This is a genomic window from Arthrobacter sp. efr-133-R2A-63 (assembly GCF_030209795.1).
In the GTDB taxonomy this organism is placed as follows: Bacteria; Actinomycetota; Actinomycetes; order Actinomycetales; family Micrococcaceae; genus Arthrobacter; species Arthrobacter bambusae_A.
The window spans coordinates 1-26,083 of record NZ_JARVRG010000021.1 but is presented as its reverse complement, the minus strand read 5'-3'; the positions used below and the strand labels follow the sequence as shown (position 1 = coordinate 26,083).

At 64.0% G+C, this 26,083-nt stretch carries 20 protein-coding genes; 15 read left to right on the top strand and 5 right to left on the bottom strand.

Annotated features, from left to right (window positions below):
• Positions 1-122: 122 nt before the first annotated feature.
• Entirely contained in the window at positions 123-1,307 is a 1,185-nt protein-coding gene (locus tag QRN45_RS10830) for a trans-sulfuration enzyme family protein (RefSeq protein WP_284763332.1), read from the top strand.
• Positions 1,308-1,317: 10 nt separating this feature from the next.
• Positions 1,318-1,656: a DUF2516 family protein gene (locus QRN45_RS10825; protein WP_241710600.1), complete on the top strand. Its 339-nt coding sequence runs from the start codon at positions 1,318-1,320 to the stop codon at positions 1,654-1,656.
• 8 nt (positions 1,657-1,664) lie between these two features.
• On the opposite strand, the gene QRN45_RS10820 is transcribed toward QRN45_RS10825, so the two are convergent.
• The gene (locus QRN45_RS10820; RefSeq protein ID WP_502870713.1) at positions 1,665-2,477 is read right to left on the bottom strand and encodes a class I SAM-dependent methyltransferase; all 813 of its coding nucleotides are present in this window, start codon (positions 2,475-2,477) and stop codon (positions 1,665-1,667) included.
• 127 nt (positions 2,478-2,604) lie between these two features.
• Between QRN45_RS10820 and QRN45_RS10815 the strand changes: the two genes are divergently transcribed.
• The gene (locus QRN45_RS10815) at positions 2,605-3,351 is read left to right on the top strand and encodes a phosphoglyceromutase (protein WP_241710601.1); all 747 of its coding nucleotides are present in this window, start codon (positions 2,605-2,607) and stop codon (positions 3,349-3,351) included.
• 74 nt (positions 3,352-3,425) lie between these two features.
• Here QRN45_RS10815 and phoU read toward each other — a convergent pair whose 3' ends face one another.
• Positions 3,426-4,079, bottom strand: a complete 654-nt coding sequence (gene phoU, locus QRN45_RS10810) for a phosphate signaling complex protein PhoU (RefSeq protein WP_078106623.1) — start codon at positions 4,077-4,079, stop codon at positions 3,426-3,428.
• Between the two features lie 206 nt (positions 4,080-4,285).
• Here phoU and QRN45_RS10805 point away from each other — a divergent pair, with 206 nt between their 5' ends.
• Positions 4,286-5,488, top strand: a complete 1,203-nt coding sequence (locus QRN45_RS10805) for a sensor histidine kinase (RefSeq protein WP_264637925.1) — start codon at positions 4,286-4,288, stop codon at positions 5,486-5,488.
• Entirely contained in the window at positions 5,485-6,165 is a 681-nt protein-coding gene (locus QRN45_RS10800) for a winged helix-turn-helix domain-containing protein (protein WP_059388662.1), read from the top strand. The genes QRN45_RS10805 and QRN45_RS10800 overlap by 4 nt, the downstream gene beginning before the upstream one ends.
• Positions 6,166-6,295: 130 nt before the next feature.
• Here the strand turns inward: QRN45_RS10800 and QRN45_RS10795 are convergent, their stop codons facing one another.
• Positions 6,296-6,874, bottom strand: coding sequence for a hypothetical protein (locus QRN45_RS10795; RefSeq protein WP_284763493.1), 579 nt, complete (start codon positions 6,872-6,874; stop codon positions 6,296-6,298).
• 295 nt (positions 6,875-7,169) lie between these two features.
• Here QRN45_RS10795 and QRN45_RS10790 point away from each other — a divergent pair, with 295 nt between their 5' ends.
• The 5 genes from QRN45_RS10790 to rlmB all read left to right on the top strand — a co-directional run bounded on the left by QRN45_RS10790 (position 7,170) and on the right by rlmB (position 11,721).
• Positions 7,170-7,652 carry a CarD family transcriptional regulator gene (locus tag QRN45_RS10790; protein WP_011690592.1) on the top strand — a complete coding sequence of 161 codons (483 nt, stop codon included), beginning with the start codon at positions 7,170-7,172 and terminating at the stop codon, positions 7,650-7,652.
• 157 nt (positions 7,653-7,809) lie between these two features.
• Entirely contained in the window at positions 7,810-8,592 is a 783-nt protein-coding gene (gene ispD, locus QRN45_RS10785) for a 2-C-methyl-D-erythritol 4-phosphate cytidylyltransferase (protein WP_241710602.1), read from the top strand.
• Between the two features lie 23 nt (positions 8,593-8,615).
• Positions 8,616-9,125 carry a 2-C-methyl-D-erythritol 2,4-cyclodiphosphate synthase gene (gene ispF, locus QRN45_RS10780; protein WP_241710613.1) on the top strand — a complete coding sequence of 170 codons (510 nt, stop codon included), beginning with the start codon at positions 8,616-8,618 and terminating at the stop codon, positions 9,123-9,125.
• A 57-nt stretch (positions 9,126-9,182) separates the two neighbouring features.
• Positions 9,183-10,646 carry a cysteine--tRNA ligase gene (gene cysS, locus QRN45_RS10775; RefSeq protein WP_284763330.1) on the top strand — a complete coding sequence of 488 codons (1,464 nt, stop codon included), beginning with the start codon at positions 9,183-9,185 and terminating at the stop codon, positions 10,644-10,646.
• A 79-nt stretch (positions 10,647-10,725) separates the two neighbouring features.
• Positions 10,726-11,721, top strand: a complete 996-nt coding sequence (rlmB, locus tag QRN45_RS10770; RefSeq protein WP_284763327.1) for a 23S rRNA (guanosine(2251)-2'-O)-methyltransferase RlmB — start codon at positions 10,726-10,728, stop codon at positions 11,719-11,721.
• Between the two features lie 76 nt (positions 11,722-11,797).
• Here rlmB and QRN45_RS10765 read toward each other — a convergent pair whose 3' ends face one another.
• Entirely contained in the window at positions 11,798-12,610 is an 813-nt protein-coding gene (locus QRN45_RS10765; RefSeq protein WP_284763325.1) for a carbon-nitrogen hydrolase family protein, read from the bottom strand.
• Between the two features lie 282 nt (positions 12,611-12,892).
• Here QRN45_RS10765 and glgX point away from each other — a divergent pair, with 282 nt between their 5' ends.
• Together glgX and QRN45_RS10755 are read left to right on the top strand one after the other, a co-directional pair.
• On the top strand, positions 12,893-15,001 hold the full coding sequence (gene glgX / locus QRN45_RS10760; protein WP_284763323.1) for a glycogen debranching protein GlgX: 2,109 nt from the start codon (positions 12,893-12,895) through the stop codon (positions 14,999-15,001).
• Positions 15,002-15,006: 5 nt separating this feature from the next.
• On the top strand, positions 15,007-15,366 hold the full coding sequence (locus QRN45_RS10755) for a barstar family protein (RefSeq protein ID WP_284763320.1): 360 nt from the start codon (positions 15,007-15,009) through the stop codon (positions 15,364-15,366).
• A gap of 44 nt (positions 15,367-15,410) precedes the next feature.
• On the opposite strand, the gene glgP is transcribed toward QRN45_RS10755, so the two are convergent.
• Entirely contained in the window at positions 15,411-18,029 is a 2,619-nt protein-coding gene (gene glgP / locus QRN45_RS10750) for an alpha-glucan family phosphorylase (RefSeq protein ID WP_284763319.1), read from the bottom strand.
• Positions 18,030-18,160: 131 nt separating this feature from the next.
• Between glgP and QRN45_RS10745 the strand changes: the two genes are divergently transcribed.
• From QRN45_RS10745 to QRN45_RS10735, 3 genes are read left to right on the top strand one after another with little or no spacing between them, the layout of a single operon-like run.
• Positions 18,161-20,239 carry an alpha-1,4-glucan--maltose-1-phosphate maltosyltransferase gene (locus QRN45_RS10745; RefSeq protein ID WP_284763318.1) on the top strand — a complete coding sequence of 693 codons (2,079 nt, stop codon included), beginning with the start codon at positions 18,161-18,163 and terminating at the stop codon, positions 20,237-20,239.
• 5 nt (positions 20,240-20,244) lie between these two features.
• Positions 20,245-22,041: a maltose alpha-D-glucosyltransferase gene (gene treS / locus QRN45_RS10740; protein WP_078106529.1), complete on the top strand. Its 1,797-nt coding sequence runs from the start codon at positions 20,245-20,247 to the stop codon at positions 22,039-22,041.
• 1 nt (position 22,042) lies between these two features.
• The gene (locus QRN45_RS10735; protein WP_372489721.1) at positions 22,043-25,729 is read left to right on the top strand and encodes a 1,4-alpha-glucan branching enzyme; all 3,687 of its coding nucleotides are present in this window, start codon (positions 22,043-22,045) and stop codon (positions 25,727-25,729) included.
• Positions 25,730-26,083 lie beyond the last annotated feature (354 nt).

Genomic DNA, 26,083 nt, shown 5'->3' with positions numbered 1-26,083 from the left:
ATCACTGACAGTGCCCGACGACGGCGCACGCCCACCTGCGCGGGACGCTCGCCCCGGCGCTCGGCAGCGGTTCGCCCGTAACACCTTTCCAGCGCCCGCACCCCTCGCCGTAGGCTGGTGGAATGAGTCTTTCCCGAGAACATGCCGCAGATCTGTCCCCTGACACTGTGGTGGTGGCGGCAGGCCGTCCCGAACGAAGCCATGACCAGCCCGTCAACCCGCCCATCGTTCTGTCCTCCACCTATTTCGGCACGGGAGCACTGAGCGACGGCGACCGCGGCTACGGACGCTACGCCAACCCCACCTGGGATCCGTTCGAGGAAGCGCTGGCCCAGCTCGAAGGCGCCGATCTGCCCGGTCTGCTCTACGCCTCGGGCCTGGCTGCCGTGGGCTCCGCGTTGTCGCTCGTGCCCGCCGGTGGCGTGCTCGTCATGCCCACGCACAGCTACGCGGGGTCGCTCGTCATGGCCACCGAACTCGCGGCCAAGGGCATCCTTGAGTTGCGGACCGTTGACATCGCGGACACCGATGCCGTCAAGGCTCAGCTCGCCCCCGCGGATGGAAAGCCCGCCAGCATGCTGTGGATCGAAAGCCCCACCAACCCGATGCTCGGCATCGCCGATGTCCGGGCACTGGCCACCGCAGCCCATGAGGCCGGCGCGATCGTGGTCACGGACAACACTTTCTCCACGCCCCTGGTTCAGCAGCCCCTCAGCCTGGGCTCCGACGTCGTGCTGCACTCGGTGACCAAATACCTGGCCGGCCACTCCGACGTCGTACTCGGCGCCTTGGTGACCTCGAATGCCGGGCTGCGCGCGGAACTCCTGCACCACCGCATCATCCACGGCGGCATCGCGGGTCCCTTCGAGGCCTGGCTTGCGCTCCGCGGCCTGCGCACGCTGGCACTCCGGATCGACCGCTCGCAGGCTTCTGCCGCAACGCTGGCCGAGAGGCTGAGCACCCACCCGCGCGTCGAGTCCGTGCGCTTCCCGGGCCTGCCCAACGATCCCGGCCATGAGCGCGCCAAGTCCCAAATGAAGGGCTTTGGTTCCATCCTGTGTATCCAACTGGCCGGAGACGGAACCCGCAGCGGTGCCGACGCAGCGGATCAGCTGGTGCGCGCATTGCAGTTGTGGATCCCCGCGACGTCGCTGGGCGGGGTCGAATCCCTGATCGAACGCCGGCGTCGGCACACTGCCGAGCCGCTCAGCGTGCCGGACAACCTGGTCAGGATGAGCGTCGGGATCGAGAACGTAGAAGACCTCTGGGCGGACTTGGAGCAAGCACTCAAGGCGCTTGACGGCTAGGCTTGAGGGCGTGGACGGAAAAATTTTGATTTCATACATCCAGAATGGGATTTGGGTCATTCTGGGACTGGTTGCCTTCGCTTTGGAGCTGTGGGCGCTGGTGGATTGCCTGCGCCACAAACCCTCGTCATTCGAAGCCGCATCCAAGCGGACCAAGACCTTCTGGCTCGCCCTCACCGGTATTGCAGCCGCGATCGGTGGCATTTCCGTCCTCAGCGGCGGCGGTGGACTGGGCCTCTTTGGAATCGCCGCCGTGACCTCGGCGTGTGTCTACCTGGCGGACGTGCGTCCGGCCGTGAAGGAAATCGGAAACAGCGGCCGCAACCAGGGGCCGTACGGTCCCTGGTAGCAGTGAGCTCAGGCCGGAGCCACCGCCGACCAGTCGACGGTAAGTTCCCCCAAGCGCCAGCGTGACGTTCCGTCCTGAAGCGGCCACCCGGCGTCGCGCATTGACTGGCACATGGCGGTCCACCGCTGCCTGCTGCCAAAAGACGCAAGAGGTGCGGCCTCCAGCCAGGCCTGGTCCAAGGCAAGCAGGAAAGCATGGATCCGTTCCCCTGGGATATTGCGGTGGATGAGTGCCTTCGGGAGGCGTTCGGCCACGTCGGAGGGCAGCTCGAAACCGCCGAACCGCATGGACAGGCTCAGGCTCAACGGTCCGTTCGGGTCCAAGGCAACCCACGTCACCCTGCGGCCGATTTCGTCACACGTGCCGTCGATGAACAATCCCTGCGGAGCCAACCGAGACTGAACGAGCGCCCAGATCCCGGGCACATCCGATTCCTCGTATTGGCGGAGCACGTTGAAGGCCCGCACCAACACGGGATTGCCCGGAACAGGAACCTCGAAACCGCCCACGTGGAAGCTGAGCCCGGGCCTTTCCAGGGATTTCGCGATCCGGACGCGCTCGGGGTCGATCTCGATCCCGCACACGCGGACGTCCGGGCGGACGGCCCGGAGCCTTTCGAAGAGTTCGACGGCGGTGGCCGGCGAAGCGCCGTAGCCGAGGTCCACTACCAAGGGGTCGACGGCGGAGCGCAGCCGCCATCCCTGCGGGCCAGCCAACCAGCGGTCGAGGCGGCGCATGCGGTTGGGATTCGTGGTGCCTCGGGTGATGTTGCCGACGGGTTTGCCGCGTCTTCCCTGCACCCGCTCCGCTTTTTGCACCACCGTCCCACTTTATCCTCCAACGCGGGGTCACTTACGGCCCATCCGAGGAGCAAACACCGGCGCGAAGTGACCCTGCGTTGCCGTAACGCCCGGCAACGGCGGGTCCTCATCGCTTAGGATGAAAACCATGACTTACAAGCTGATTCTGCTGCGCCACGGCCACAGCGACTGGAACGCCAAGAACCTGTTCACCGGCTGGGTGGACGTCGACCTGAACGACCAAGGCCGCGAGGAAGCAGCGCGCGGTGGAGAGCTCCTGGTCGAGAACAACGTTCTCCCGGACATCCTGTACACGTCCCTGCTCAAGCGGGCCATCAACACCGCGAACATCTCCCTGGACAAGGCCAACCGCGGCTGGATCCCGGTCAAGCGTGACTGGCGCCTCAACGAGCGCCACTACGGTGCGCTCCAGGGCAAGGACAAGGCCCAGACCCTCGCCGAGTTCGGTGAAGAGCAGTTCATGGAGTGGCGCCGCAGCTACGACACCCCGCCGCCCCCGCTCTCCGACGACAGCGAGTTCTCCCAGGCACACGATCCCCGATATGCGGACCTCGGCGACGCCCTCCCGCGCACCGAGTGCCTCAAGGACGTCCTCGTGCGCCTCCTCCCGTACTGGGAATCCGACATCAAGGAAGACCTCAAGGCCGGCAAGACCGTACTCGTGACCGCCCACGGCAACTCGCTCCGCGCCCTCGTCAAGCACCTCGATGGCATCAGCGACGAGGACATTGCGGGCCTCAACATCCCCACGGGCATCCCGTTGGTCTACGACCTGGACGAGAACTTCCAGCCGATCAACCCCGGCGGAACCTACCTCGACCCCGAGGCCGCGGCCGAGTCGATCAAGGCTGTAGCCGCCCAGGGCAAGAAATAGGTTTGTGAGACAACGACGGCGGCCGGCCCACCTCGCAAGGTGGGCCGGCCGCCGTCGTTGTCTGTGGAGCCCGGCTAGAAGCCTTCAGGCTGCCATTCACCGGTGACCAGGTAGGTCACCTTGCGGGCAACCGAGACGCCGTGGTCGGCGAAGCGTTCGAAGTAGCGGCTCGCGAGGGCCACGTCGACTGTGGTGGCGGCCGTCTCTGCCCAGGCAGGATCCGCGATGGCCCTGAAGACGCTCAAGTGCAGATCGTCCACCCGGATGTTGAGCTTGAGGATGTCGCGGGCAACTTCCAAGTCGCGGGACTCCAGGAGCAGGGTGACCTTCTGGACGATTTCGAGGTCGAGGCGGGCCATGTCCTTGAACGTGGCCGTCAGCTGCTCGGGGATGACGGTGGCCGGGTAGCGCAAGCGTGCCAGCTGGGCCACGTGCCGGGCGAGGTCACCCATGCGCTCCAGGGATGCGCTCATCCGCAGGGAGCCGACAATCATCCGGAGATCGCTCGCCACGGGACCCTGGAGTGCCAGGATGTCGATGGCGCGCTCGTCGAGGCCGTTCTGCAGGAAATCGATCCGGGCATCGGCGGCAATGACGTCCTGGGCGAGATCGACGTCCGCACCTTCGAACGCAGTAGTCGCGTTCTGGATCGCCTCAGTGACCAGTTTTGAGATCTCGATGAGGTCCTCACCGACCTGGATGAGCTCCTCCTGAAAAACCTTGCGCACGGTGGCGTCCTCTCCTTGGAATTCTCCTCCGCACCCCTCTGACGGCGCGAAAATCATCACAGCTAACTATGGTCCAACTAGTAAGGATGGCAGTGGTCAATGAACGATTGCGCACCTTTAGGTGAACGTTAGCTGAATCGGGGCGGTTTGGTGACCGTTCCATATTTTGCAGTGTTTCGAGCGCATAAGCTAGATCCGTGGATCCAGTGCTCATCGGTGTCATCGCAGGTCTAGTCGGCCTGTCGTGCGGCGTCTTTGGCGTGCTCGCGTTCAGGCTGAGTGAACGGCAGCGGAAGATCGTGGACCTGGACGTCACGGAACCCCTGCTTCCGGAGGGAGCCGCTGAGGTGCTGTCCGTCGTCGGGCGCGCTTTCGTCGTCGTGGACGCGATCGACGGCGTCGTCCGGGCCAGTCCCGCAGCCTATGCCTACGGGCTCGTGAGGGGCCACACGGTGGTCCACAAGCAGTTGCTGGACATGACCGCAAAGGTGAGGCGCGACGGCGTCATCCTGGAAGAGACTTTCGAGTTGCCCCGTGGTCCGTTGGGCAAAGGAACCATTGTGGTGCAGGTGCGGGCAGCCATGCTCGGATGGGAATATATCGTCCTCCTGGCCGATGACCGCACCGAAATCACCCGCACCGAAGAGATCCGCAACGACTTCGTCGCGAACGTTTCGCACGAACTCAAGACGCCGGTCGGCGCCATCTCGCTGCTGGCCGAAGCGCTCGAGGCGAGTCCCGACGACGAAGAAGCCGTGCGCCGCTTCGCGAAGCGCATGCACAAGGAGTCGACACGGCTCGCCGCGCTGGTGCAGGACATCATCGAGCTGTCCCGGCTCCAAGGGGCCAATGTGGCACAGCAAGGGCACGCCGTGGATATCAATACGGTGATCGCCGAAGCCGTGGATCGTTCGCAGCTCCCAGCCGAACTCAAGAACATCAAGATCGTCGTCGGCGGCCGCACGGAAACAATGGTGTTCGGCGACCAGGACCTGTTGGTGACCGCCTTGCGGAACCTGATCGACAACGCGATCCGTTATTCGCCCGAGAACACCCGTGTGGGAGTGGGGGTCCGCGCCAAAGAAGGCGTGGTGGCCATTTCCGTCACGGACCAGGGTGAGGGTCTCAGCCCCGAGGACCAGGAGCGCATTTTCGAGCGCTTCTACCGCGTGGATGCGGCGAGGTCCCGGCAAACCGGTGGAACCGGCTTGGGCCTCAGTATCGTCAAGCACGTGGTGTCCAACCACGGCGGCGAGGTCACGGTCTGGTCCCAGCCCGGCCAAGGTTCTACTTTCACCATCCGCCTTCCGGAAATGGAAGGCCAGGAGGACGACGCCGGGGCGAAGCCCCGAAACGTGATTCAAACGACGGGCGCTGTGCGCGCCCTAGAGCAAGGAGCTGGCGCTTGAGCAGGATTCTGATCGTGGAGGACGAAGAGTCCTTCAGCGACCCCCTGTCCTACCTATTGGGCAAGGAAGGCTTCGATGTCCAGGTTGTGGACAACGGCAGTGACGCCTTGGTGGAGTTCGACCGCAACGGGGCCGACCTGGTGCTGCTGGACTTGCAGCTTCCGGGGACCCCTGGCACCGAGGTTTGCCGGCAACTGCGCCAGCGTTCCAGCGTCCCGGTCATCATGCTGACCGCCAAGGACTCGGAAATCGACAAGGTGGTTGGCCTGGAGCTCGGCGCGGACGACTACGTCACCAAGCCCTACTCCTCGAGGGAACTCGTGGCCCGGGTGCGTGCCGTGCTGCGCCGCCAAGGCGAGCCGGAGGAACTCATCACGTCCACCGTGCAGGCCGGCCCGGTGCGGATGGACATCGAGCGGCATGTAGTGAGCGTCAACGGAGAACAAGTATCGCTTCCGTTGAAGGAATTCGAGCTTCTCGAGATGCTGCTGCGCAATTCCGGCCGGGTGCTCACCCGCGGGCAGCTGATCGACCGTGTCTGGGGCTCCGACTACGTGGGCGACACCAAGACCTTGGACGTCCATGTGAAGCGCTTGCGGAGCAAGATCGAGCCTGATCCCTCCGTTCCCCGCTATCTCGTGACAGTACGGGGCTTGGGCTACAAGTTCGAGCCGTAGGTCGGCGCGGGCAGGAACAACAAAGCAACAGCAAAAGGAAGGGCTCCCGTGGGGGAGTCCTTCCTTTTGTCTTGGTGAAGCCCTTTTGTCTTGCCAAGCCGGCTCGTTGCCGAGCGGGCGGCGGTGGCCCCTAGTGGCCTGTGCTGCTCGCGCTAGGCGTGGGGCTGGCGCTGCTGCTCGAAGTGGAGCTGCTGCTCGGGGTGGCCGAGCTGCTGGCGGAGGGGCTCGGTGAAGCGGAAGGAGTGGGAATGTACTTCGCGTATTCCTTCAAGGAAGCATCCAGGACCGGGAACTGTACGGTGCTGGAATCCGATCCGCTCTTGATGGTCACGGGAACCACCGAACCCGGGACTCCGCCGGTGGTGCTCAGGATAACGGCGCTCGTGGTGTCGTTGAGGTAGGTCTCGGAGTTTGCCTTCACCGGAATGGTCGCCTGTGACCCGCCGGCGCCACTGATGGTGAGGGTGGCATCGCTCGAGGAAGTGTTGAACACGGCACCAATGACGCGGCCCGGCTTGTTGGCGTCCGTGGAGACGATGAGCATGTTTCGAAGCTGCAGTGAACCGAGGTCCGCCCTGACGCCGTCAGACGGTGAATACTGCTGATTCGTCTGCTGGGGGTTGATATAGCCACAGCCGGTCACGGACAAGAGACCGATGCTGATGGCGACCGCCGCCATCGCCAGTTTGCCGCGCTGGACACGGTTCATCGCAGTAATGCGCACGACACGTACTCCTCTAAGAGTCATTGGAACACTTTTCAGCCATAGCCTATCGGCAAACCGGCAAGAACAAGGATTCCGATCACCATTGTGGCGGCCCTCCAGAAGGAGTAGGGTCATCCGGAACGCTCTGTCCTATGCACTTTTATGCCCTCCCGTCAAGAGGGGGCCGGAGGGCTGAAAAGGCCATTTTCCGCGTATTTACAGGGCTCAGGAGCCCTTTCCGTGCCAATCGTATGCCTTAAGCGTGATAAACTGGTCTGCGGGAAAGGGGAAAGTCCACATGGTTTTTGAGGTCGGCGAGACAGTAGTTTACCCTCACCACGGTGCAGCAAAAATTGAAGAAATCAAGATGCGCACCATCAAGGGCGAAGAGAAAATGTATCTCAAGCTCAAGGTGGCTCAGGGTGATCTGACCATTGAAGTTCCAGCAGAAAACGTAGACCTTGTTGGGGTTCGCGACGTAGTGGGCAAGGAAGGCTTGGAGCACGTATTTGACGTTCTCCGTGCCGAGTTCACTGAAGAGCCCACCAACTGGTCCCGGCGCTACAAGGCAAACCTGGAGAAGCTTGCTTCCGGCGACGTCATCAAGGTTGCAGAGGTCGTCCGCGACCTTTGGCGCCGTGATCACGATCGCGGCCTTTCCGCAGGTGAAAAGCGAATGCTGGCCAAAGCCCGTCAGATTCTGATTTCAGAACTGGCATTGGCTGAGAAGACCGACGAAGAGAAGGCCGCAAGCGTTCTCGACGAAGTTCTGGCTTCCTAACAGAGATTCAAAGATTTGAACCCCGGTAGCAACCTGCTGCCGGGGTTTCCTTTTGCCCGAGGCCCAACTAACTCGCAGTAGGTGTCGTTCTGGGCGCCCAAAACGACAACTACTGCGAGCTGGGTTGGGCCGGTGGGCACCACGTAGGCTTGGGCGCATGACTACACCATCCCAGCGCGAGGCCACCGCCGTCGTCGTCGTCGCAGCAGGCTCGGGGGAGCGCCTTGGCTATGGCATGCCCAAAGCAAAAGTGCCGCTGGGCGGCGAAACGATTCTGACCCATGCCCTTCGCGGCGTCGCGACCGCGGACGTTGCACGCCAGATTTGCGTGGCCGTCCCCGCAGGCGATCTGGAGCTGCGCGAGCTGTGCGAGGCATTCCGCCGGGAGCTCGGCACCGACGGTCCGCTGATCACAGTGGTCGACGGCGGATCGACCCGTGCCGCTTCGGTCCGCGCCGCACTGGGGGCAGTTCTTGAGGGAACGCGTGCGGTGCTGGTTCACGACGCCGCGCGGGCGCTGACACCCGAACGGGTCTTCCACCGTGTCGCCGTGGCGCTTTCGTCGGGCGCCAAAGCGGTCATCCCCGCCATGCCGGTGGTGGATACCGTCAAGATGGTCGCGGAAACGGACGGGGACGACGCCGGAATCGCGCCGGAGATCGTCACCGGCACCGCCCCGCGCGAACAACTTCGTGCCGTGCAGACTCCGCAGGGATTCGACTATGAGACTTTGTTGCGCGCACACTCGGCCGCGGCGACGTTCGACGACGAGCAGTCGGCGGCCGTCACGGACGACGCCATGCTTGTCGAGCTCCTGGGCGTCCCCGTCCACGCAGTCCGGGGTGCCAGCCAGTCGCTGAAGATCACCACGCCGCTGGATCTCATCATCGCCGAAGGCCTCCTGGAAGGGCCGCTCGGAGTCCGCTGGGTGGAAGGCTGATGGCCGCACCGGAGAACACCGCGATGATTCTGCCGCGCACGGGCATCGGGGTTGACGTGCACGCCTACGCACCTGAGAACGATCCGCAGCCGTTGTGGCTCGGCGGGCTGTTCTGGGCGGGGGAACGCGGACTTGCAGGGCATTCCGACGGCGATTGCGTCGCCCATGCAGCCGCTGATGCGCTCTTCTCCGCTTGCGGCATCGGTGATCTGGGCACGCATTTCGGAACGGACCGTCCCGAATTCGCGGGTGCGTCCGGGGTGAAGCTGCTGGGGGAGGCCGCCAGGATCGTCCGTGCCGCCGGTTTCGAAATCGGGAACGTGGCGGTGCAGTTCGTTGCCAACAGGCCAAAGTTCGGCCCGCGCCGTGAAGAGTCGCAACGTGTCCTCAGCGCCGCCGCAGGAGCCGCCGTAAGCGTCACGGCGACCACCAGTGACGGCCTGGGTTTCACCGGCCGGGGCGAGGGCATTTCCGCCGTGGCCACGGCACTCGTCTACCCCGTGCCCGCAGCACCCCAGGGTGATGGCAGCTAAACAGGGATACAGGGTGTGCGACGAAGCCAGTCGGTGCGCATCCGCTAATCTGGAGCGGTGACCCTGCGCTTTTACGACACTGCATCCGCCGAAGTCCGCGACTTCGTTCCCCTTGAAGCCGGCAAGGCCAGCGTCTACTACTGCGGTGCCACGGTGCAGGGTATGCCGCACGTTGGACATGTCCGTTCGGCGATCGCCTTCGACCAGTTGACCCGTTGGCTTGAATACCGCGGCCTGCGTGTCACTGTTGTCCGCAACGTCACGGACATCGACGACAAGATCCTCGCCAAGTCGGCACAGTCCTTCGGGCCGGACTGGGCCGAGGAACCCACAGCCAAGGCCGAGGAAGAATGGTGGGCCTTGGCCTACCGCTACGAGCAGGAATTCGAACAGGCCTACGACGTCCTCGGCGTTTCCCGCCCCACCTATGAGCCTCGCGCCACCGGCCACATCCCGGAGATGCACGCCCTCATTCAAAGGCTCATCGACCGCGGCCACGCCTACCCGGCCCTGGACGACTCCGGCGACGTCTACTTCGACGTCCGGTCTTGGAGCAAGTACGGCTCGCTGACCCGACAGAACATCGACGACATGCAGGGAGCCGCCGACGTCGAGCCTCAATTCAGCAACAGGAAGCGCGACCCGCGCGACTTTGCGCTGTGGAAAGGCTACAAGGACGGGGAGCCGACGACGGCGAGCTGGGTTTCGCCGTGGGGAACCGGGCGGCCGGGCTGGCATCTTGAATGCTCCGCCATGGCCACGAAGTACTTGGGCCAGCAATTCGACATCCACGGCGGCGGATTGGATCTCCGCTTCCCGCACCACGAGAACGAGATGGCGCAGTCTCAGGCTGCGGGTGACGGATTCGCCAACTTCTGGCTGCACAACGGGATGGTCACCTACGAGGGCGAAAAGATGTCCAAGTCGGTAGGCAACACGGTGAGCCCGTCGGAAATGCTCGAGCTCGCTAGCCCGCGCGTTGTCCGGTACTACCTTGGGCAGGCGCAGTACCGCTCCATCCTTGACTACCGGCCCACCTCGCTCCAGGAAGCTGCTGCTGCCGTGGAGCGCATCTATGGTTTTGTCGCGAAGGCCTCCAAGAAGTTCGGTGGCGATTTCGCCGCCCACCCTGTGTCGAGCCCAGTGCCCGATGCGTTCGCTGCCGCGATGGATGACGACCTCAACGTCCCGCAGGCCCTGGGCGCCCTGCACGAGACTGTCCGTGCCGGAAATACGGCCCTGGCGAACGGGGACGACGCCGGGGCCCAGCAGGCGCTCCAGACCGTGATGGCCATGACCACCGTTCTTGGACTGAACGACGTCCGCGGCGAGGCCCAGGAGAACTCCGAGACCGTCACGGCCCTCGGGGTCCTCGTGGAAGCCCAGTTGCAGGCGCGGGCCGAGGCGCGGGCCAACAAGGACTGGGCAGCTTCCGACGCGATCCGCGACACTCTTGCGGCAGCCGGTATCGCCGTCGAGGATGGCGCCGACGGCGCCAGCTGGAGCCTCAAACGGGACTGACATTCCGCCGTCGTCCCGATTTAAGTTGATTCAGTAGACTTGATTGCAGACGTACTCAACACAATCAAGGGTGGAATTCATGGCCAACAACGGTCGCCGGGCTGTCAAGAGCAAGAAGGGCCCCACCACCGGAACCGGTGGCCACGGTCGAAAGGCCCTCGAAGGCCGGGGTCCGACCCCCAAGGCTGAGGACCGCGAGTACCACAAGGCGTACAAGAGCAAGCAGCTCGCTGAACGCTCGGCGGCAAAGCGCGCGGCCGGGGGCAGCAGCCGCTCGAACCCGGGCGCCCGCTCGGGCCCCAAGGGCCGCGCTACCGAGGAAGTCGTCACCGGGCGCAACTCCGTGGTGGAGGCGCTTCGCGCCGGAATCCCCGCGAAGGCACTGCACGTCGCCATCCGGATCGAGATGGACGACCGCGTCAAGGAGTCCCTCAAACTCGCTGCCGAACGTGGCATCCCGCTGCTGGAAACCGGCAAGCCCGAGCTGGACCGCATGACCGAAGACGCTGTCCACCAGGGCCTCGTACTGCAGATCCCGCCGTACGAATACCAGGACGCCTACGACCTCGCCGAAGAGACGGTCACTAAGTGGAAGAAGGGGTACATCCCCAACGCGCCCCTCTTCGTTGCGCTCGACGGGATCACCGACCCCCGCAACCTCGGCGCCATCATCCGCTCCGTTTCCGCCTTCAGCGGCCACGGCGTGATTGTCCCGGAGCGCCGCTCCGTCGGCGTCACTGCGTCGGCCTGGAAGACCAGCGCAGGCGCAGCGGTCCGCGTCCCCGTGGCCCGGGCTGCCAACCTGAACAACGCACTCAAGCAGTTCAAGCAGATGGGCATCTTCGTGCTGGGGCTGGACGGCGACGGCGACGTCTCGCTGCCGGATCTCTCGTTGGCCACCGATCCCGTGTGCATCGTGGTGGGTTCCGAGGGCAAGGGCCTCAGCCGCCTGGTCCGCGAAAACTGCGACCAGATCATCTCCATCCCGATCGACTCCGCCATGGAATCGCTGAACGCCTCCATGGCCGTGGGCATCTCCCTGTACGAAGTCTCAAGGCAGCGCGCGGCCAAATAGCGCACGCCCGCTCACTTATGGCGCCAAATACAGCAACGCTCGCTCACTTCTTAGTGAGCGAGCGTTGCTGTCCCCTTCAGAAGTCGCGGCGGTTGGCGAGGACCGGGAGCTTGGCCCTAGCGTCCTCGACGACGGCGGCATCCAGCTCCGCGAACAACAGGCCGGGTTCGGCGTCGAGCTCTTCAAGAACGTTGCCCAAGGGGGACACGACGACGGAGTGCCCCACTCCGGTGGGCGCCGCCCCTTTGGGTTCGCGGCCCTGGCTCGCGGGGTCGCCCTGGCCGCATGCCAGCACGAAGGTTGTGGTGTCGATCGCCCGGGCACGCGCGAGCAGCTTCCACTGTTCCACCTTGCCCGGCCCGGCTCCCCAGGAAGCGGACACGATGTTCACGTCGGCCCCGCGGTCGGCGTTGGCGGTGAAGAGCGCCGGGAAGCGGATGTCGTAGCACGTGGCCAAGCCAAAGGTGAGGCCCCCGGCGTCGAACGTCACTGGACCGGTGCCGGCGTCGACGGTGTCCGATTCCGCAAAGCCGAAGGCGTCGAAGAGGTGGATCTTGTCGTAGCTGGTGTCCACCCCGGGCCCGGTGGCGATCAGGGTGTTCCGGACCTTGCCGTTGCTGCTGCCGTCCGAGGCGAGGCCAGGGGTGAACATTCCGGCCACGATCACGATCCCAAGTTCCCGGGCGATCTCCCGCACCCGGCTGGCCCATGGCCCGTCCAAGGGCTCGGCGATGTCCAGCAGGGAATTCCCGAAGGCGCGCATGCTCGCTTCGGGAAACACCACGAGCTCGGCACCGCCCTCCTTGGCCTGGCGGGCATAGTCTTCCAACAGGGTCAGGTTGTCTGCCAGCTCGCGGCCACTGATGAGTTGAGCAAGAGCGATTCGCACAATTACCTCCGCATTGGTGTATAGCCAAAGTATGCAACGACATCGCCGAGGATACGAACCGCTCGGCGTGCGGCCGCGTGAATTGGGCCCAGTCGACATAATCCGCGCGAGCGACCGGTTTTGCGAAAAGCGTAACTGGCCGAACGATGCGACGTTTTAGCAGGTGAGCGGCTTGTTTGCGTTCGTAGGGGGCGCCGGCCGGGCTCTGACCGCCGGGCGTCCGTGCTGTCATATGGGCTGCGGGCAAGGGAGAATTGGCGTCGGAGACTAAACTCTCAAGTAATGGTTATGCCGATTTTTGACACAGCATCTACAGTGGACGCCTCGCGGCCGTCGCCGCTCGGGCTGAGTGTTCCGCGGCTTGGAAAGTCCGACGGCCACACCCCCTCGCGGGACCGCGTCAACGTCGCCGTCTGGGCCCCAGGACTCACTCGGGTCGAAATCGCGTACATGGCCCCCGGGGACTCCTGGAAGGTCCACACGCTGCCCAAACTGGAGGACGGCGTCCATCACGGGATCGTGGACGGGCTGCCGCCCGGCACCCGGTACGGCTTCCGCGCCGCGGTCCACGAGGATGCGCTTCCGCTGTCCGTTCAGGCTCCGGACTTTGACGCCGACGACGCCGAGCAACTCCTGCTGGATCCCTACGGTCGGGCGGTGCACCAGCGCGGCGAGCTGCTGACCTCCGTGCGGATGGAATCGGCGTTTGATTGGGGCGACGACCGTGCGCTGCGCACGCCGTGGCGGGACACCATTGTCTATGAGGCGCACGTCCGCGGCCAGAGCATGCTGCACCCGGATATCCCGGAGCACCTCCGCGGGACCTATGCGGGCATGGCACACCCGGCCATGATCGAGCACTTCCACTCACTGGGAGTGACGGCAGTCCAATTGCTGCCCATCCACTTCCACATGGACGAGCAGCACCTGCAGTACTTGGGCCTGACCAACTACTGGGGCTACAACACCGCAGCGTTCTTTGCGCCGCACGCGGACTACGCCACGCAGGCCGCCCAACTGGCCGGCCCCCACGCCGTCCAAGACGAATTCAAGGGCATGGTGAAGCTCCTTCACGCCGCGGGGATCGAAGTGATCCTCGACGTGGTCTACAACCACACTGCCGAAGGCGGCCCCGACGGCGACACCTTCAGTTTCAGGGGCTTGGGCGAGCAGCGGTACTACCGCCACGACGCCCACGGCCGCTACCTCGACACGACCGGTTGCGGCAACACGCTCAATTTTGCCGAACCGAGGGTGGTGGATCTTGCCATCGATTCGCTGCGCTATTGGGCCGAAGAATTCCACATCGACGGCTTCCGTTTCGACCTCGCCGTGACTCTGTGCCGCAATGCGGGCAACGAGTTCGATCCTGAGCACCCTTTCCTGAAGCGCATCGCGGAAGATCCGGTGATCTCCAAGACCAAGCTCATTTCCGAACCGTGGGATGTGGGCTACGGTGGCTGGCAGACTGGGCGGTTCCCCAAGGGGTGGGTGGACTGGAACGACCACTTCCGTGATGGCGTGCGCCGTTTCTGGCTCTCAGAGCGGGGTGCCGTGGAAGGCGGGATGTCCGGCAGCACCATGGGAGATCTGGCCGACGCTTTGACCGGCTCGGCCCGGGTCTTTGAATCCGCCGGACGTTCCAGGCTCGCTTCGCTCAATTTCATCACCGCACACGATGGCTTCACCCTGACTGATCTGGTGTCCTACGACCGTAAGCACAACGAGGCCAACGGCGAGCAAAACCGCGACGGGCAGACCAACAGCCTCAGCTACAACCACGGATTCGAAGGCCGCACGGAAAATGAGACAATTCTCGCCGCCCGTGCCCTGTCCAAGCGGAACCTCATGACCACGTTGATGATCTCCATTGGCGTACCCATGATCACCGCCGGCGACGAGCTCGGACGCACGCAGCAGGGAAACAACAACGCCTATTGCCAGGACAACCCCCTGACATGGATTGACTGGACCCAGACACCCGAATCGCATGACATGCTGCGGAGCACCAAACGGGTGATAAGGCTTCGGAAAGAATTCCTGCAAGCCCAGGACGCAGGCTTCCCGGACAGCGGGACGGGCCTGGATTGGTTTGATGAAAAGGGCCAGCCCATGACGGCGGCCCGTTGGCACGATCCATCCCTGCGGATTGTGCAGCTCTTGGTGAGTTCGGAGGGCGGCGCTTACCGCGGCTTGATCGTTATCAACGGAAACAAGGATGACCACAAGGTCGTCCTCCCCAAACTGGTCGCCGAGTCCGGCACGGGAAGCCGTATGTTCGAACTACGCTTGACGACGTCCGAACTCAATGACCGCAGGCAGGGAGCCCTGGTCGCCGCCGGCGAGCGGGAAGTGGTCCAAGGCAACACCATCAACATCTACCGCACCTAGGAACCATGAAGATCTATTCCGCAGACACGTGGACGCTCGAAGAACTGCAGGAACAAGTGTCCGACGCCGGCCGCCGCACCGTGATGGTGCCGCCGGCGGCAAACAAGGCAGCCGTCCTCGAAGTGTTCGGCCAGGTGCTCGATTTCCCCGAGTACGACGGTGTGGACATGGATGCGCTCAACGATTCACTCCACGATTTCGCAGACAGTGTGTCCGACGACGACCAACCACCCGTCACCCTGATTTGGCAGGTCCCGGCGGCCTACCGGACTGATCGGTCCTTCGCCTTGGTTTGCGAGATCCTCCAGGACGCCGAGTTCTACTCCGGGCGGGACCTCGCCGTGATAGCGGTCTTCCAGCAGTAGCGCGGCTGGCCGGGTGGGCAAAGCCCGACCGGCCAGCCACATCGCTACGCGTTGACGATCAGCCCCAGTTCGGCCTTCGAGGCGAGGGAGGGGTGCTTCGGGAAGACCCGGACGGTGTAGCCGAAGGATCCGGAGCGGTTGATCAGAATGGACCCGGTGAACAGGTGGCGCCCGTTGCCGAGATCCTCGAACGAGCTGAGTTCGGCGACGGTGATGTCTTCCAGCTCGTCGCTTTCTTCGGCACGCCCATAGGCGACCTCGACGCACACGTCGTCCGGTGTCAGGGTGTGGAGGGCAATGTAGGCGTTGACCTGGAGGGTGTCCCCGACCTGGGGTTCTTCGGAGACGCCCACGGAGTCCACGTGTTCCACGATGAGCTGCGGCCAGGCGTCGCGGACCTTGCTGGTCCAGGCCGCGAGTTCCTTTGCTTCCTTGAACGAGCCAGCTACGGCACGCCTTCCCGACTCCGCCGCCGGACGGTAGAGGGTGTTGACGTAGTCCTGGAGCATGCGGTCGGCCGAGACGGCCGGGCCGAGGTGGGCCAGGGTGTGCTTGATCATGGACACCCAGTGCGTCGGCACGGCTTCCGGGCCGGTCTGCGAAGGCCCGGCCGCTCCGGCGTGTTCGGAGACGGTGGAGCCGTAGAAGCGCGGGGCCACCTGGGTTTCCAGGAGCTCGTAGAGCGCGGCGGCTTCGATGTCATCGCGTTCGGTCGGGGACGCGTCGTTGTTCGCGGTCGGGATCGCCCAGCCGTTCTCGCCGTCGTACATCTCATCCCACCAGCCATCCAGCACCGAGAGGTTCAGGGAGCCGTTGATGGCTGCCTTCATCCCGGAGGTCCCGCAGGCTTCCAGGGGCCTGAGCGGGTTGTTCAGCCACACATCGCAGCCCGGGAACAGGGTGCGCGCCATGGCGATGTCGTAGTTGGGCAGGAACACGATCCGGTGCCGCACGGCGGGGTCGTCGGTGAACTTCACCAGGTCCTGGATCATCTTCTTGCCGGCGTCATCGGCCGGGTGGGACTTGCCGGCGATGACCAGCTGGATCGGGTGCTTCGGGTGCAGCAGGAGCGCTTTGAGCCGGGCCGGGTCCCGGAGCATGAGGGTCAGGCGCTTGTAGGTGGGCACGCGCCGGGCGAAACCGATCGTGAGCACGTCCGGGTCCAGCACGGTGTCCGTCCAGCCCAACTCGGCATCAGCCGCGCCACGCTTCTTCCACGCCGCCCGGAGTCGACGCCGGACATCCTCCACGAGGGATACGCGGAGTTGCCGCCGCAGCGCCCACACGTCCTCGTCGCTGACGTTGTAGGCGAGATCCCAGCGGCCCAAGGCCTCGGCCTCGGTCCCAAACTGCTGGCGGGCCAAGGCAGAGATGCGGGGATCCACCCAGGTGGGTACGTGGACGCCGTTGGTGACGGAGGTGATGGGGATTTCGGAGTGGTCGAAGCCCGGCCAGAGCCCGGAGAACATCTCACGGGAGACCACTCCGTGGAGTTTGGCCACGCCGTTGGCCCGCTGCGCCAGGCGCAGGCCCATCACGGCCATGTTGAAGACCGCGGGGTTGCCGCCGTCGTAGTTCTCCCGGCCCAGGTCCAGGACCTTCTCCACCGGCACGTCCGGGGCCAGGCCCGCGTCGAAGAAGTGGCGGATCTGCACGGCCTCGAAACGGTCGATGCCCGCCGGCACCGGGGTGTGCGTGGTGAACACCGTGGACGCCCGCCCGGCGGCGAGGGCCTCGGACCAGCTCAGCGGAGCCTCGGAAGACATGAGCTCCTGGATCCGTTCGATGCCCAGGAACCCGGCGTGGCCTTCGTTGGTGTGGAACACTTCCGGGGCCGGGGTGCCGGTAAGGCGCTGGTAGACGCGCAGCGCCTTCACCCCGCCCATGCCCAGCAGCAGCTCCTGCTGCAGGCGGTGGTCCCCTCCGCCGCCGTAGAGGCGGTCCGTGATCCCGCGCGCGGCGTCGTCGTTGGCCGGAACGTTCGAATCGAGCAGCAACAGCGGCACCCGCCCGACGTCGGCCCGCCAGATGTGCGCGTTGAGCTTGCGTCCGTTGGGCAGCGGCAGCGAGATTGTCGCCGGCTTGCCGGTGCCGTCCTCGGACGGTTCGCGCAACAGTGTCAGGGGCAGGCCGTCCGGGTCGAGGACCGGGTAGGTTTCCTGCTGCCACGCGTCGCGGGACAGGGACTGCTTGAAATAGCCCGCCTGGTACAGCAGCCCGACGCCGATCAACGGCACGCCGAGGTCCGAGGCAGCCTTCAAATGGTCCCCGGCCAGGATCCCCAGGCCACCGGAATACTGCGGAAGCACCTCGGTGATGCCGAATTCGGGCGAGAAATACGCGATGCACGCCGGGGCATCCGCACCCAGGCCCTGGTACCAGCGCGGCTCGCTCAGATACCGGTCCAGATCCGCGGCCGCATGCTGCACACGCTCTACAAGTTCATTGTTGGAGGCAAGTTGGTCGAGCTGATCGCGGCTGATTGACCCGAGGAGGCTGATTGGATCGTGACGACTTTCCTCCCACAATTCCTGGTCAAGGCTCGCAAAAAGCTCGCGGGTAGGTCGGTGCCACGACCAGCGCAGATTCGTCGCGAGACGCGCGAGCGGCTGGATCGGCTCGGGGAGCAGGGTACGGACGGTAAACCTTCGAATTGCCTTCACGAGCGCCACACTAATCCACTCGGTGGACGGCAGGAACAGCTTTCGGTTTCTTTTAGGTAAATGACACATTGCGGGGAAGAGTCTGGGCTACCTCTTCGCAAAATGTGATTTTTCTCGCTAACGTCGAGGTTGTGACCACTACTGCAGCACCCCGATCCAGCTCAGCATCCAAGTCCAAGCAGAAGGCCGTTATCACTGAAGGTCTCAGGTTCGGCAGATTCCCGATCACGGCTGTCCAACCCGTGATCGAGGAAGGCCGGTTTCCGGCCAAGGCCTTGCCTGGTGAAGATTTGGTGGTCGGCGCCACGGTCTTCCGTGAGGGCCACGACCAGCTGGGGGTGAGCGCCGTCCTGCTGGACCCGAAGGGCAAAGAACGCCAGCGTGTGCGGCTTGCGCCTGCACCGGGTGAGCGCGGTAAGGGAACAGACCGTTGGGAGGGCCTGCTGACCCCGACGGCACCTGGAGCCTGGACTTTCGCGATCGAAGCCTGGCACGACCGCTATGGCACATGGCACCACAACGCCGAAGTGAAGGTCGAAGCCGGCATCGACGTGGAGCTGATGCTCGCTGAAGGCGTCGCCCTCCTCGCGGAAGCGGCGGGAGAGAGCTCGCGGAGCGCGGCGGACAAGCGCACCCTGCGGGCTGCCTCCGAAGGCCTCGCCGATACTTCCAAGACTGCCGAGGAGCGCCTTGCCGCCGGCTTCAGCACGGAGGTCGCGGCCGCCGTCGAGCGCCAGCCGATCCGTGAATTGGTGACCGTCTCGGAACAATACCCGCTCCTCGTGGAGCGCGACCTCGCCGGACGGGGCGCCTGGTACGAATTCTTCCCCCGTTCCGAAGGTGCCGTTTTCGATCCCTCCACGGGAGCGTGGACTTCGGGCAACTTCACGACAGCTGCCAAGAGGCTCGACGCCGTTGCGGACATGGGCTTCGACGTGATCTACCTGCCGCCCATCCACCCGATTGGCTTCCAGCACCGCAAGGGACGCAACAACACCCTGACCCCGGGTCCGCAGGATCCCGGCTCACCGTGGGCCATCGGCTCCGAAGCCGGCGGCCACGACGCCATCCATCCGGAATTGGGATCCTTCGAGGATTTCGACGCTTTCGTGGCCCGCGCCAATGAGCTGGGCCTCGAGGTGGCGCTGGACTTGGCGCTTCAGGCAGCCCCGGACCACCCCTGGGTGAAGACCAACCCGGAATGGTTCACGACCCGCGTGGACGGCAGCATTGCCTATGCCGAAAACCCGCCTAAGAAGTACCAGGACATCTACCCGCTGAACTTCGACAACGATCCCGCCGGTTTGTCCAAGGAAATCCTGCGGATCGTGTTCCTCTGGGTAAGCCACGGCGTGAAGATTTTCCGCGTGGACAACCCCCACACCAAACCCGTGTGGTTCTGGGAATGGCTGATCGGCAAGGTCAACAAAAAGCACCCCGACGTCGTTTTCCTCGCCGAAGCGTTCACCCGCCCCGCGATGATGCACGCCCTCGGCCGGGCAGGATTCCAGCAGTCGTACACGTATTTCACGTGGCGGAACACCAAGACCGAGCTGGAATCGTATTTCCAGGAGATCAGCCACGAATCCCCGGCGTACTTCAGGCCCAATTTCTTCGTCAACACCCCGGATATCCTCACCGAATACCTCCAATACGGGGGGCCGGCCGCGTTCCGGATCCGCGCAACATTGGCAGCCACGGCCAGCCCGCTGTGGGGCGTATACGCCGGATTCGAGCTGTACGAGCACGTGGCGCGTCCGGGTGCCGAGGAGTACATCGACAACGAGAAGTATGAGTTCAAGCACCGCGATTGGGATGCCGCGGCGGCCTCGGGGCACAGCCTGACCCCTTACATCACGAGGCTTAACGCCATCCGGAAGGCCCACCCGGCCTTGGGTGACCTGCAGAACCTGACTCTGCATCACAGCACGGATGACGCCACAGTGGTGTTCTCCAAGCACAAGACCTTGCCTGACGGCAGCAAGGACACCTTGATCATTGTGGTCAACGTCGATCCCCACGGCATCAGGGAAAGCACCGTGACCCTGGACCTCTCCGCACTTTCGCTGGATCCGGCCGACTTCACCGCCAATGGACGCTTCTGGGTGGATGATTTGGTCAGCGGCGAAAGCTGGGAGTGGGGCGAGTACAACTACGTCCGACTGGACGCGCATCAAGAACCGGCACACATTCTCAATATCCGGAGGTAGCCTTAGTGAGCTTTAATCCGCAGGGTCAGAGTCAGTACTTCACGCCGAAGAACACTTTCGAGCTGAATGCCCCGGGTCTTCAACATGACCCCCATTGGTATCGAAAGGCAGTTTTCTACGAGGTTCTGGTGAGGGCCTTCGCGGATGCGAACGGCGATGGTTCCGGTGACTTCCACGGTCTGATCGAAAAGCTGGATTACCTGCAGTGGCTCGGAGTGGACTGCTTGTGGCTGCCGCCGTTCTTCGATTCGCCTTTGCGCGATGGTGGTTACGACATTTCCGACTACACGTCCGTGTTGGACGAGTTCGGCACCATCAGCGACTTCAAGCGGCTCGTGGCCGAAGCCCATGCGAGGGGCGTGCGGGTCATCATCGACCTCCCGCTGAACCACACCTCGGACCAACACCCCTGGTTCCAGGAGTCACGTAAGAATCCGGATGGTCCGTTCGGTGACTTCTACGTGTGGAGTGACACCGACGAGAAGTACCAGGACGCGCGCATCATCTTCGTGGATACGGAAGAGTCGAACTGGACGTTCGATCCGATCCGCCGGCAGTTCTTCTGGCACCGCTTCTTCAGCCACCAGCCCGACCTGAACTTCGAAAACCCCAAGGTCGTCGAGGCCCTGCACGACGTCGTCAGGTTCTGGCTGGACCAAGGCATTGACGGATTCCGGGCAGATGCCATCCCGTACCTCTTCGAAGAAGAGGGCACCAATTGCGAAAACCTGCCGGCCACCCACGGTTTCCTGCGCGATCTTCGGAAGATGGTGGACGAGAACTACCCGGGCCGTGTGATCATCGCCGAAGCCAACCAACCGCCGCACGACGTCGTCGAATATTTCGGCACGGAGGAAGAACCGGAATGCCACATGGCCTTCCACTTTCCCATCATGCCGCGCCTGTACTATGCGCTCCGCGACCAGAAGGCCGCCCCCATCATCGAGACGCTGCGGGACACGCCGGGAATCCCGGCCGGCGCCCAATGGGGCACCTTCCTGCGCAACCACGACGAACTCACGCTCGAGATGGTCACCTCCGACGAACGTGCCGCCATGCTGGGCTGGTACGCCCCGGACCCGCGAATGCGCGCCAACATCGGGATCCGGCGCAGGCTTGCGTCGCTGCTGGACAACTCCCGCTCCGAGATCGAACTGATCAACGCGTTGCTGCTTTCCCTTCCGGGCAGCCCGTTCTTGTACTACGGGGATGAAATTGGGATGGGAGACAATATCTGGCTTGACGATCGCGACGCCGTCCGCACGCCGATGCAATGGAATCCGGACCGCAACGCAGGGTTCTCCAACGCCGACCCCGGAAAGCTGTACCTGCCTGTCATCCAGTCGCTGGTCTACAACTACAGCATGGCGAACGTCGAGGCCGAAGCGGCCCATTCCGGATCACTCCTGCGCTGGACACGGCAGATCCTGAGTGTGCGGAGGAACCACGCGGCCTTCGGGCTAGGCGGCTACCGTAACGTTCCGGCAGACCATGAAGTGGTCCTTGCCTATCTGCGCGAACTCCGGGAGGACAATCCGGAAGGCGAGGACGCCGAATCAATCCTGTGCGTCTTCAACCTGTCTCAGCATCCGGTTGCTACCACTTTGGATATCCCTGAATATGCCGGAAGAGGCTTGAGGGATGTGTTCGGAGGCCAACCGTTCCCAGGAATCGGCGCCGATGGCTCCCTGACCCTCACGCTCGGCAGCCACGACTTCTTCTGGCTTCGGATACGTTCGGCGGGTTCCACCGCCTCGTCGCCGTACACCCAGGCCATCCCAGTGCTCTCCATCGAAGGCTGAGATGAGTCTCATGGCGCCCACCACGGTCCTGGCCTCCCTGCTCAAGGAATGGCTGCCCCGGCAGCGCTGGTTTCCGGTCAAGGCGGGGTTATTCGAACTGGATTTCGTCGGTTCGTTCTCCCTTTCTGCGCCCTCCTCCGGGACCGGGTTGGAAGTCCAGCTGATCTCCGTCGCGTATGCCACGGCTGATGGCGGTCGGCAGGCCGACATCATCCAAGTACCGCTTAGCTTTCGTTCCGCGCCCTCGGCCGCTTTTGCACCTGCCTTGGTGGGTCAGGTCGGTGGAACAAGCGAGCAGAACCCGCCCGTGTGGGTATACGACGCCCCCCACGATCCTGACTTTGTGACGGCAATGCTGGATCTCATCCGCGGGCAGGCTTCGGCCGAACCCGGGGAGGGGGAATGCACGGCGAGCGGACATACGGTTCCCGGCAGCCTGCAGCTGCCCACCGCCTCAGGCTCCGTGCGTGTCTCTTCCGGCGAGCAGTCCAACACGTCAGTGATCGTCGACGACGGCATGTCCGCGGCGATCGTGAAGATCTTCCGGGTGCTTTCAGTCGGCAAGAACCCAGAGGTGGAGGTCGGCGCGGCCTTGACCTCGGCGGGAACCAAGGAAGTGCCCTCGACCCTTGGATGGATCACGGGAACATGGGAGGTACGGACACCCCTGGGACGGCACGGCACAGCTTCGGCCGATTTCGCCGTGGCCCACGAATTCCTTGCGGGCGGGCAGGACGCTTGGCGTCTCGCCGTCGACGCCGCGGCGTCGGGCACTGACTTTGCCGCCGAAGCCCGGCAGCTGGGCCAGGCGACTGCCACTGTGCACCTGCGGCTCGCGGAAACCCTCGGAACCGCCCGGGAACGCGTTCCGGGCCAGGACATCGCCCCCGAAGTAGTCCGGCGTGTCCGCCAGTCGTGGGCTGAGGCCGGTACCGCCGTCGGGCCACATGAACAGCAGCTTGAGGCACTTCTGACGCAATTGTCAGGCAAGGAAGCCGGGACGCTGCAGCGCATCCACGGCGACCTTCACCTGGGCCAGATCCTCTTGGTGCCCGGCGCCGCGGGAGAACCTGCCCGGTGGGCGATCCTGGACTTTGAGGGCGAGCCCCTGAGGCCGATCGAGCACCGTAATATTCCCGACGTTCCCCTGCGGGACGTCGTAGGGATGCTGCGCTCCTTTGACTACGCGGCCGGTGCGGCCGTCCGCGAGAACCCGGGCGCCCGGGTTCCCGCAACGTGGGTTGACGACTGCGCCGAGGCGTTCCTGGCGGGCTACAGCGACATCACCCCTGGAACCATTGACCGCCGCTCGCCGCTGTTTGTGGCATTGTGGCTGGACAAGGCCTTGTACGAGGTGATCTACGAGCTACGGAACAGGCCGGACTGGTTGCCCATTCCGGTCAATGCTTCGCGGCAGCTCCTCGGAAACACGAGCCCCGGCACGGATGCCGCGGCGACATCGGAAGGTAAGGAAATGACAGGCTCAGCACGTACCGAACGGCCCCGAGTCCCGCTGTATGTGGACGCCGCTACCCTGGGCCGGGTGGCCGCGGGCGCACACCACGCACCGCACTCGGTGCTGGGCGCCCACCTTGACGACCACGGTCACGTCACCATCCGCACGGTCAAGCACCTCGCGGCGGAAGTTGCTGTAGTCACCGAAGCCGGTTCCACCCCGATGACCCACGAGACCGACGGCGTCTGGGTGGCGGTCCTCGAGCCGTTGCAGCAGGGCCATGTCCCGGACTACCGCCTGGAGGTTGTCTACGGCGACTCCGCGCCGGTGACGATCAACGATCCCTACCACTACCTTCCAACCGTCGGCGAAGTGGACCTGCACCTCATCGGAGAAGGTCGGCACGAACGGCTTTGGGACACGCTGGGCTCGCACGTCCAGCACTACCGCTCCCCGCTCGGCGATGTGGACGGTGTGTCCTTTGCTGTCTGGGCGCCCAACGCGCAGGCAGTCCGCGTCAAGGGCGACTTCAACTCCTGGGACGGGCGTGAACACGCCTTGCGTTCCCTCGGGTCCTCGGGGGTCTGGGAAGTCTTCATTCCCGGGGTTGTAGCAGGGGCGTGCTACAAATTCGAGCTGCTCACCAAGGCAGGCCATTGGGTGGAGAAAGCAGACCCGCTCGCCTTCGGCACCGAAGTTCCGCCCTTGACCGCGTCACGCGTCGTGGAGTCCGGGTACCGCTTCAAGGACGACGCCTGGATGACGGCGCGCGCCAACAAGGATCCGCACAACTCGCCCATGAGTGTCTACGAGGTCCACCTAGGTTCCTGGCGTCTTGGGCTCGGGTATAAAGAACTGGCCAAGGACCTCGTGGAATACGTGAAGTGGCTTGGTTTCACCCACGTCGAGTTCATGCCCGTTGCCGAGCACCCCTTTGGCGGCTCATGGGGCTACCAGGTCACGTCCTACTTTGCTCCGACCTCCCGCTTCGGGCATCCGGACGAGTTCCGGTTCCTGGTCGATTCACTGCATCAGGCGGGTATCGGCGTCATCCTGGACTGGGTCCCGGCACACTTCCCGAAGGACGCGTGGGCCCTCGCCCGTTTCGACGGGGAACCACTGTACGAACACTCGGATCCCCGGCTTGGCGAGCACCCTGACTGGGGAACGCTCATCTTCGACTTCGGCCGCAGAGAGGTTCGCAACTTCCTGGTCGCGAACGCCTTGTACTGGCTTGAGGAATTCCATATCGATGGACTCCGGGTGGACGCAGTGGCCTCCATGCTCTACCGGGACTATTCGCGCGAGGAGGGGGAGTGGTTCCCCAACGTCCATGGCGGACGCGAGAACCTGGAAGCCATTTCCTTCCTCCAAGAGGTCAATGCCACGATCTACAAGACCCACCCGGGAGCAGTCACCATCGCGGAGGAATCCACGGCGTTCCCCGGCGTCACCGCGCCCACGAGCCACGGCGGCCTGGGATTCGGCATCAAATGGAACATGGGCTGGATGCACGATTCCCTCAAGTACATCGCCGAAAACCCGGTGAACCGCCGCTGGCACCACGGCACGGTGACGTTCTCCATGGTCTATGCCTTCACGGAGAACTTCCTGTTGCCCATCAGCCACGACGAGGTAGTTCACGGCAAGGGATCGATGCTGCGCAAGATGCCCGGCGACCGCTGGCAGCAGCTTGCCAACCTGCGGGTGTTTATGGCTTACCAATGGGCGCACCCGGGCAAGCAGCTCATCTTCATGGGCACGGAATTCGGCCAGGAAGCCGAATGGTCCGAACAGCACGGGCTTGACTGGTTCCTTGCCGACATCCCGGCGCACCGCGGACTGCAGTTGCTTACCCGCGAGTTGAACACGCTGTACAGCTCGACGCCGGCCTTGTACGTCCGGGACAACGAGCCAGGCGGTTTCCAGTGGATCAACGGGGCGGACGCTGACCGCAACGTACTGACCTTCATCCGGTGGGACCACGACGGCAATCCCTTGGTGTGCGCCGTGAATTTCTCGGGGGCTCCGCACCAGAACTATGTTCTTGGAGTCCCGTCCGCCGGCGCATGGAAGGAAGTGCTCAACACTGACGCCGAGGCATTCGGAGGTTCGGGTGTGATCAACGCCGGTGAACTGCTTGCCACCGCACCCGGAGCGGAAGGACTGCCTGCCGCACTGACCGTCACCTTGCCGCCGCTTGGGGCTTCCTGGTTCACTCCTGCAGGGTAGTTGTTCTGGATTTCTGCGAGTGAAGGGTCCGGAAGCCATGAGTTTCCGGGCCCTTCGCGTGGATCTTGAGGGTTGTCGCTGAAGGGCAGGAAGCCGCCTGGCGGGGCTTTTGCCTCCCCGGAGAACTGGTGGTATAGTTAGTACCCGCGCTGCTCCCCAGTGGAGATCGGTGAAGTTGACTGAGTTCCTCGTGAAGATCAAGTCAAGAACGCCGATTTGACTAGGAGGCAAGCAGCCGGTAAGTTTTAAAAGTTGCTCCGGAGCGATCTTGGACCCTTGTGGGTGTGGGTGGTGCCGGGTGTGTCTGTTGTTTGAGAACTCAATAGTGTGCCAAGTTTGTTGATACCGATTTGT

Bases quoted from the DNA above. Each gene is read 5' to 3' on its own strand.
- QRN45_RS10830 (WP_284763332.1), top strand. From the start codon at position 123: ATGAGTCTTTCCCGAGAACATGCCGCAGATCTGTCCCCTGACACTGTG.
- QRN45_RS10815 (WP_241710601.1), top strand. From the start codon at position 2,605: ATGACTTACAAGCTGATTCTGCTGCGCCACGGCCACAGCGACTGGAAC.
- QRN45_RS10795 (WP_284763493.1), bottom strand. From the start codon at position 6,874: ATGAACCGTGTCCAGCGCGGCAAACTGGCGATGGCGGCGGTCGCCATC.
- QRN45_RS10790 (WP_011690592.1), top strand. From the start codon at position 7,170: ATGGTTTTTGAGGTCGGCGAGACAGTAGTTTACCCTCACCACGGTGCA.
- ispD (WP_241710602.1), top strand. From the start codon at position 7,810: ATGACTACACCATCCCAGCGCGAGGCCACCGCCGTCGTCGTCGTCGCA.
- ispF (WP_241710613.1), top strand. From the start codon at position 8,616: ATGATTCTGCCGCGCACGGGCATCGGGGTTGACGTGCACGCCTACGCA.
- rlmB (WP_284763327.1), top strand. From the start codon at position 10,726: ATGGCCAACAACGGTCGCCGGGCTGTCAAGAGCAAGAAGGGCCCCACC.
- glgX (WP_284763323.1), top strand. From the start codon at position 12,893: ATGGTTATGCCGATTTTTGACACAGCATCTACAGTGGACGCCTCGCGG.
- QRN45_RS10755 (WP_284763320.1), top strand. From the start codon at position 15,007: ATGAAGATCTATTCCGCAGACACGTGGACGCTCGAAGAACTGCAGGAA.
- QRN45_RS10735 (WP_372489721.1), top strand. From the start codon at position 22,043: ATGAGTCTCATGGCGCCCACCACGGTCCTGGCCTCCCTGCTCAAGGAA.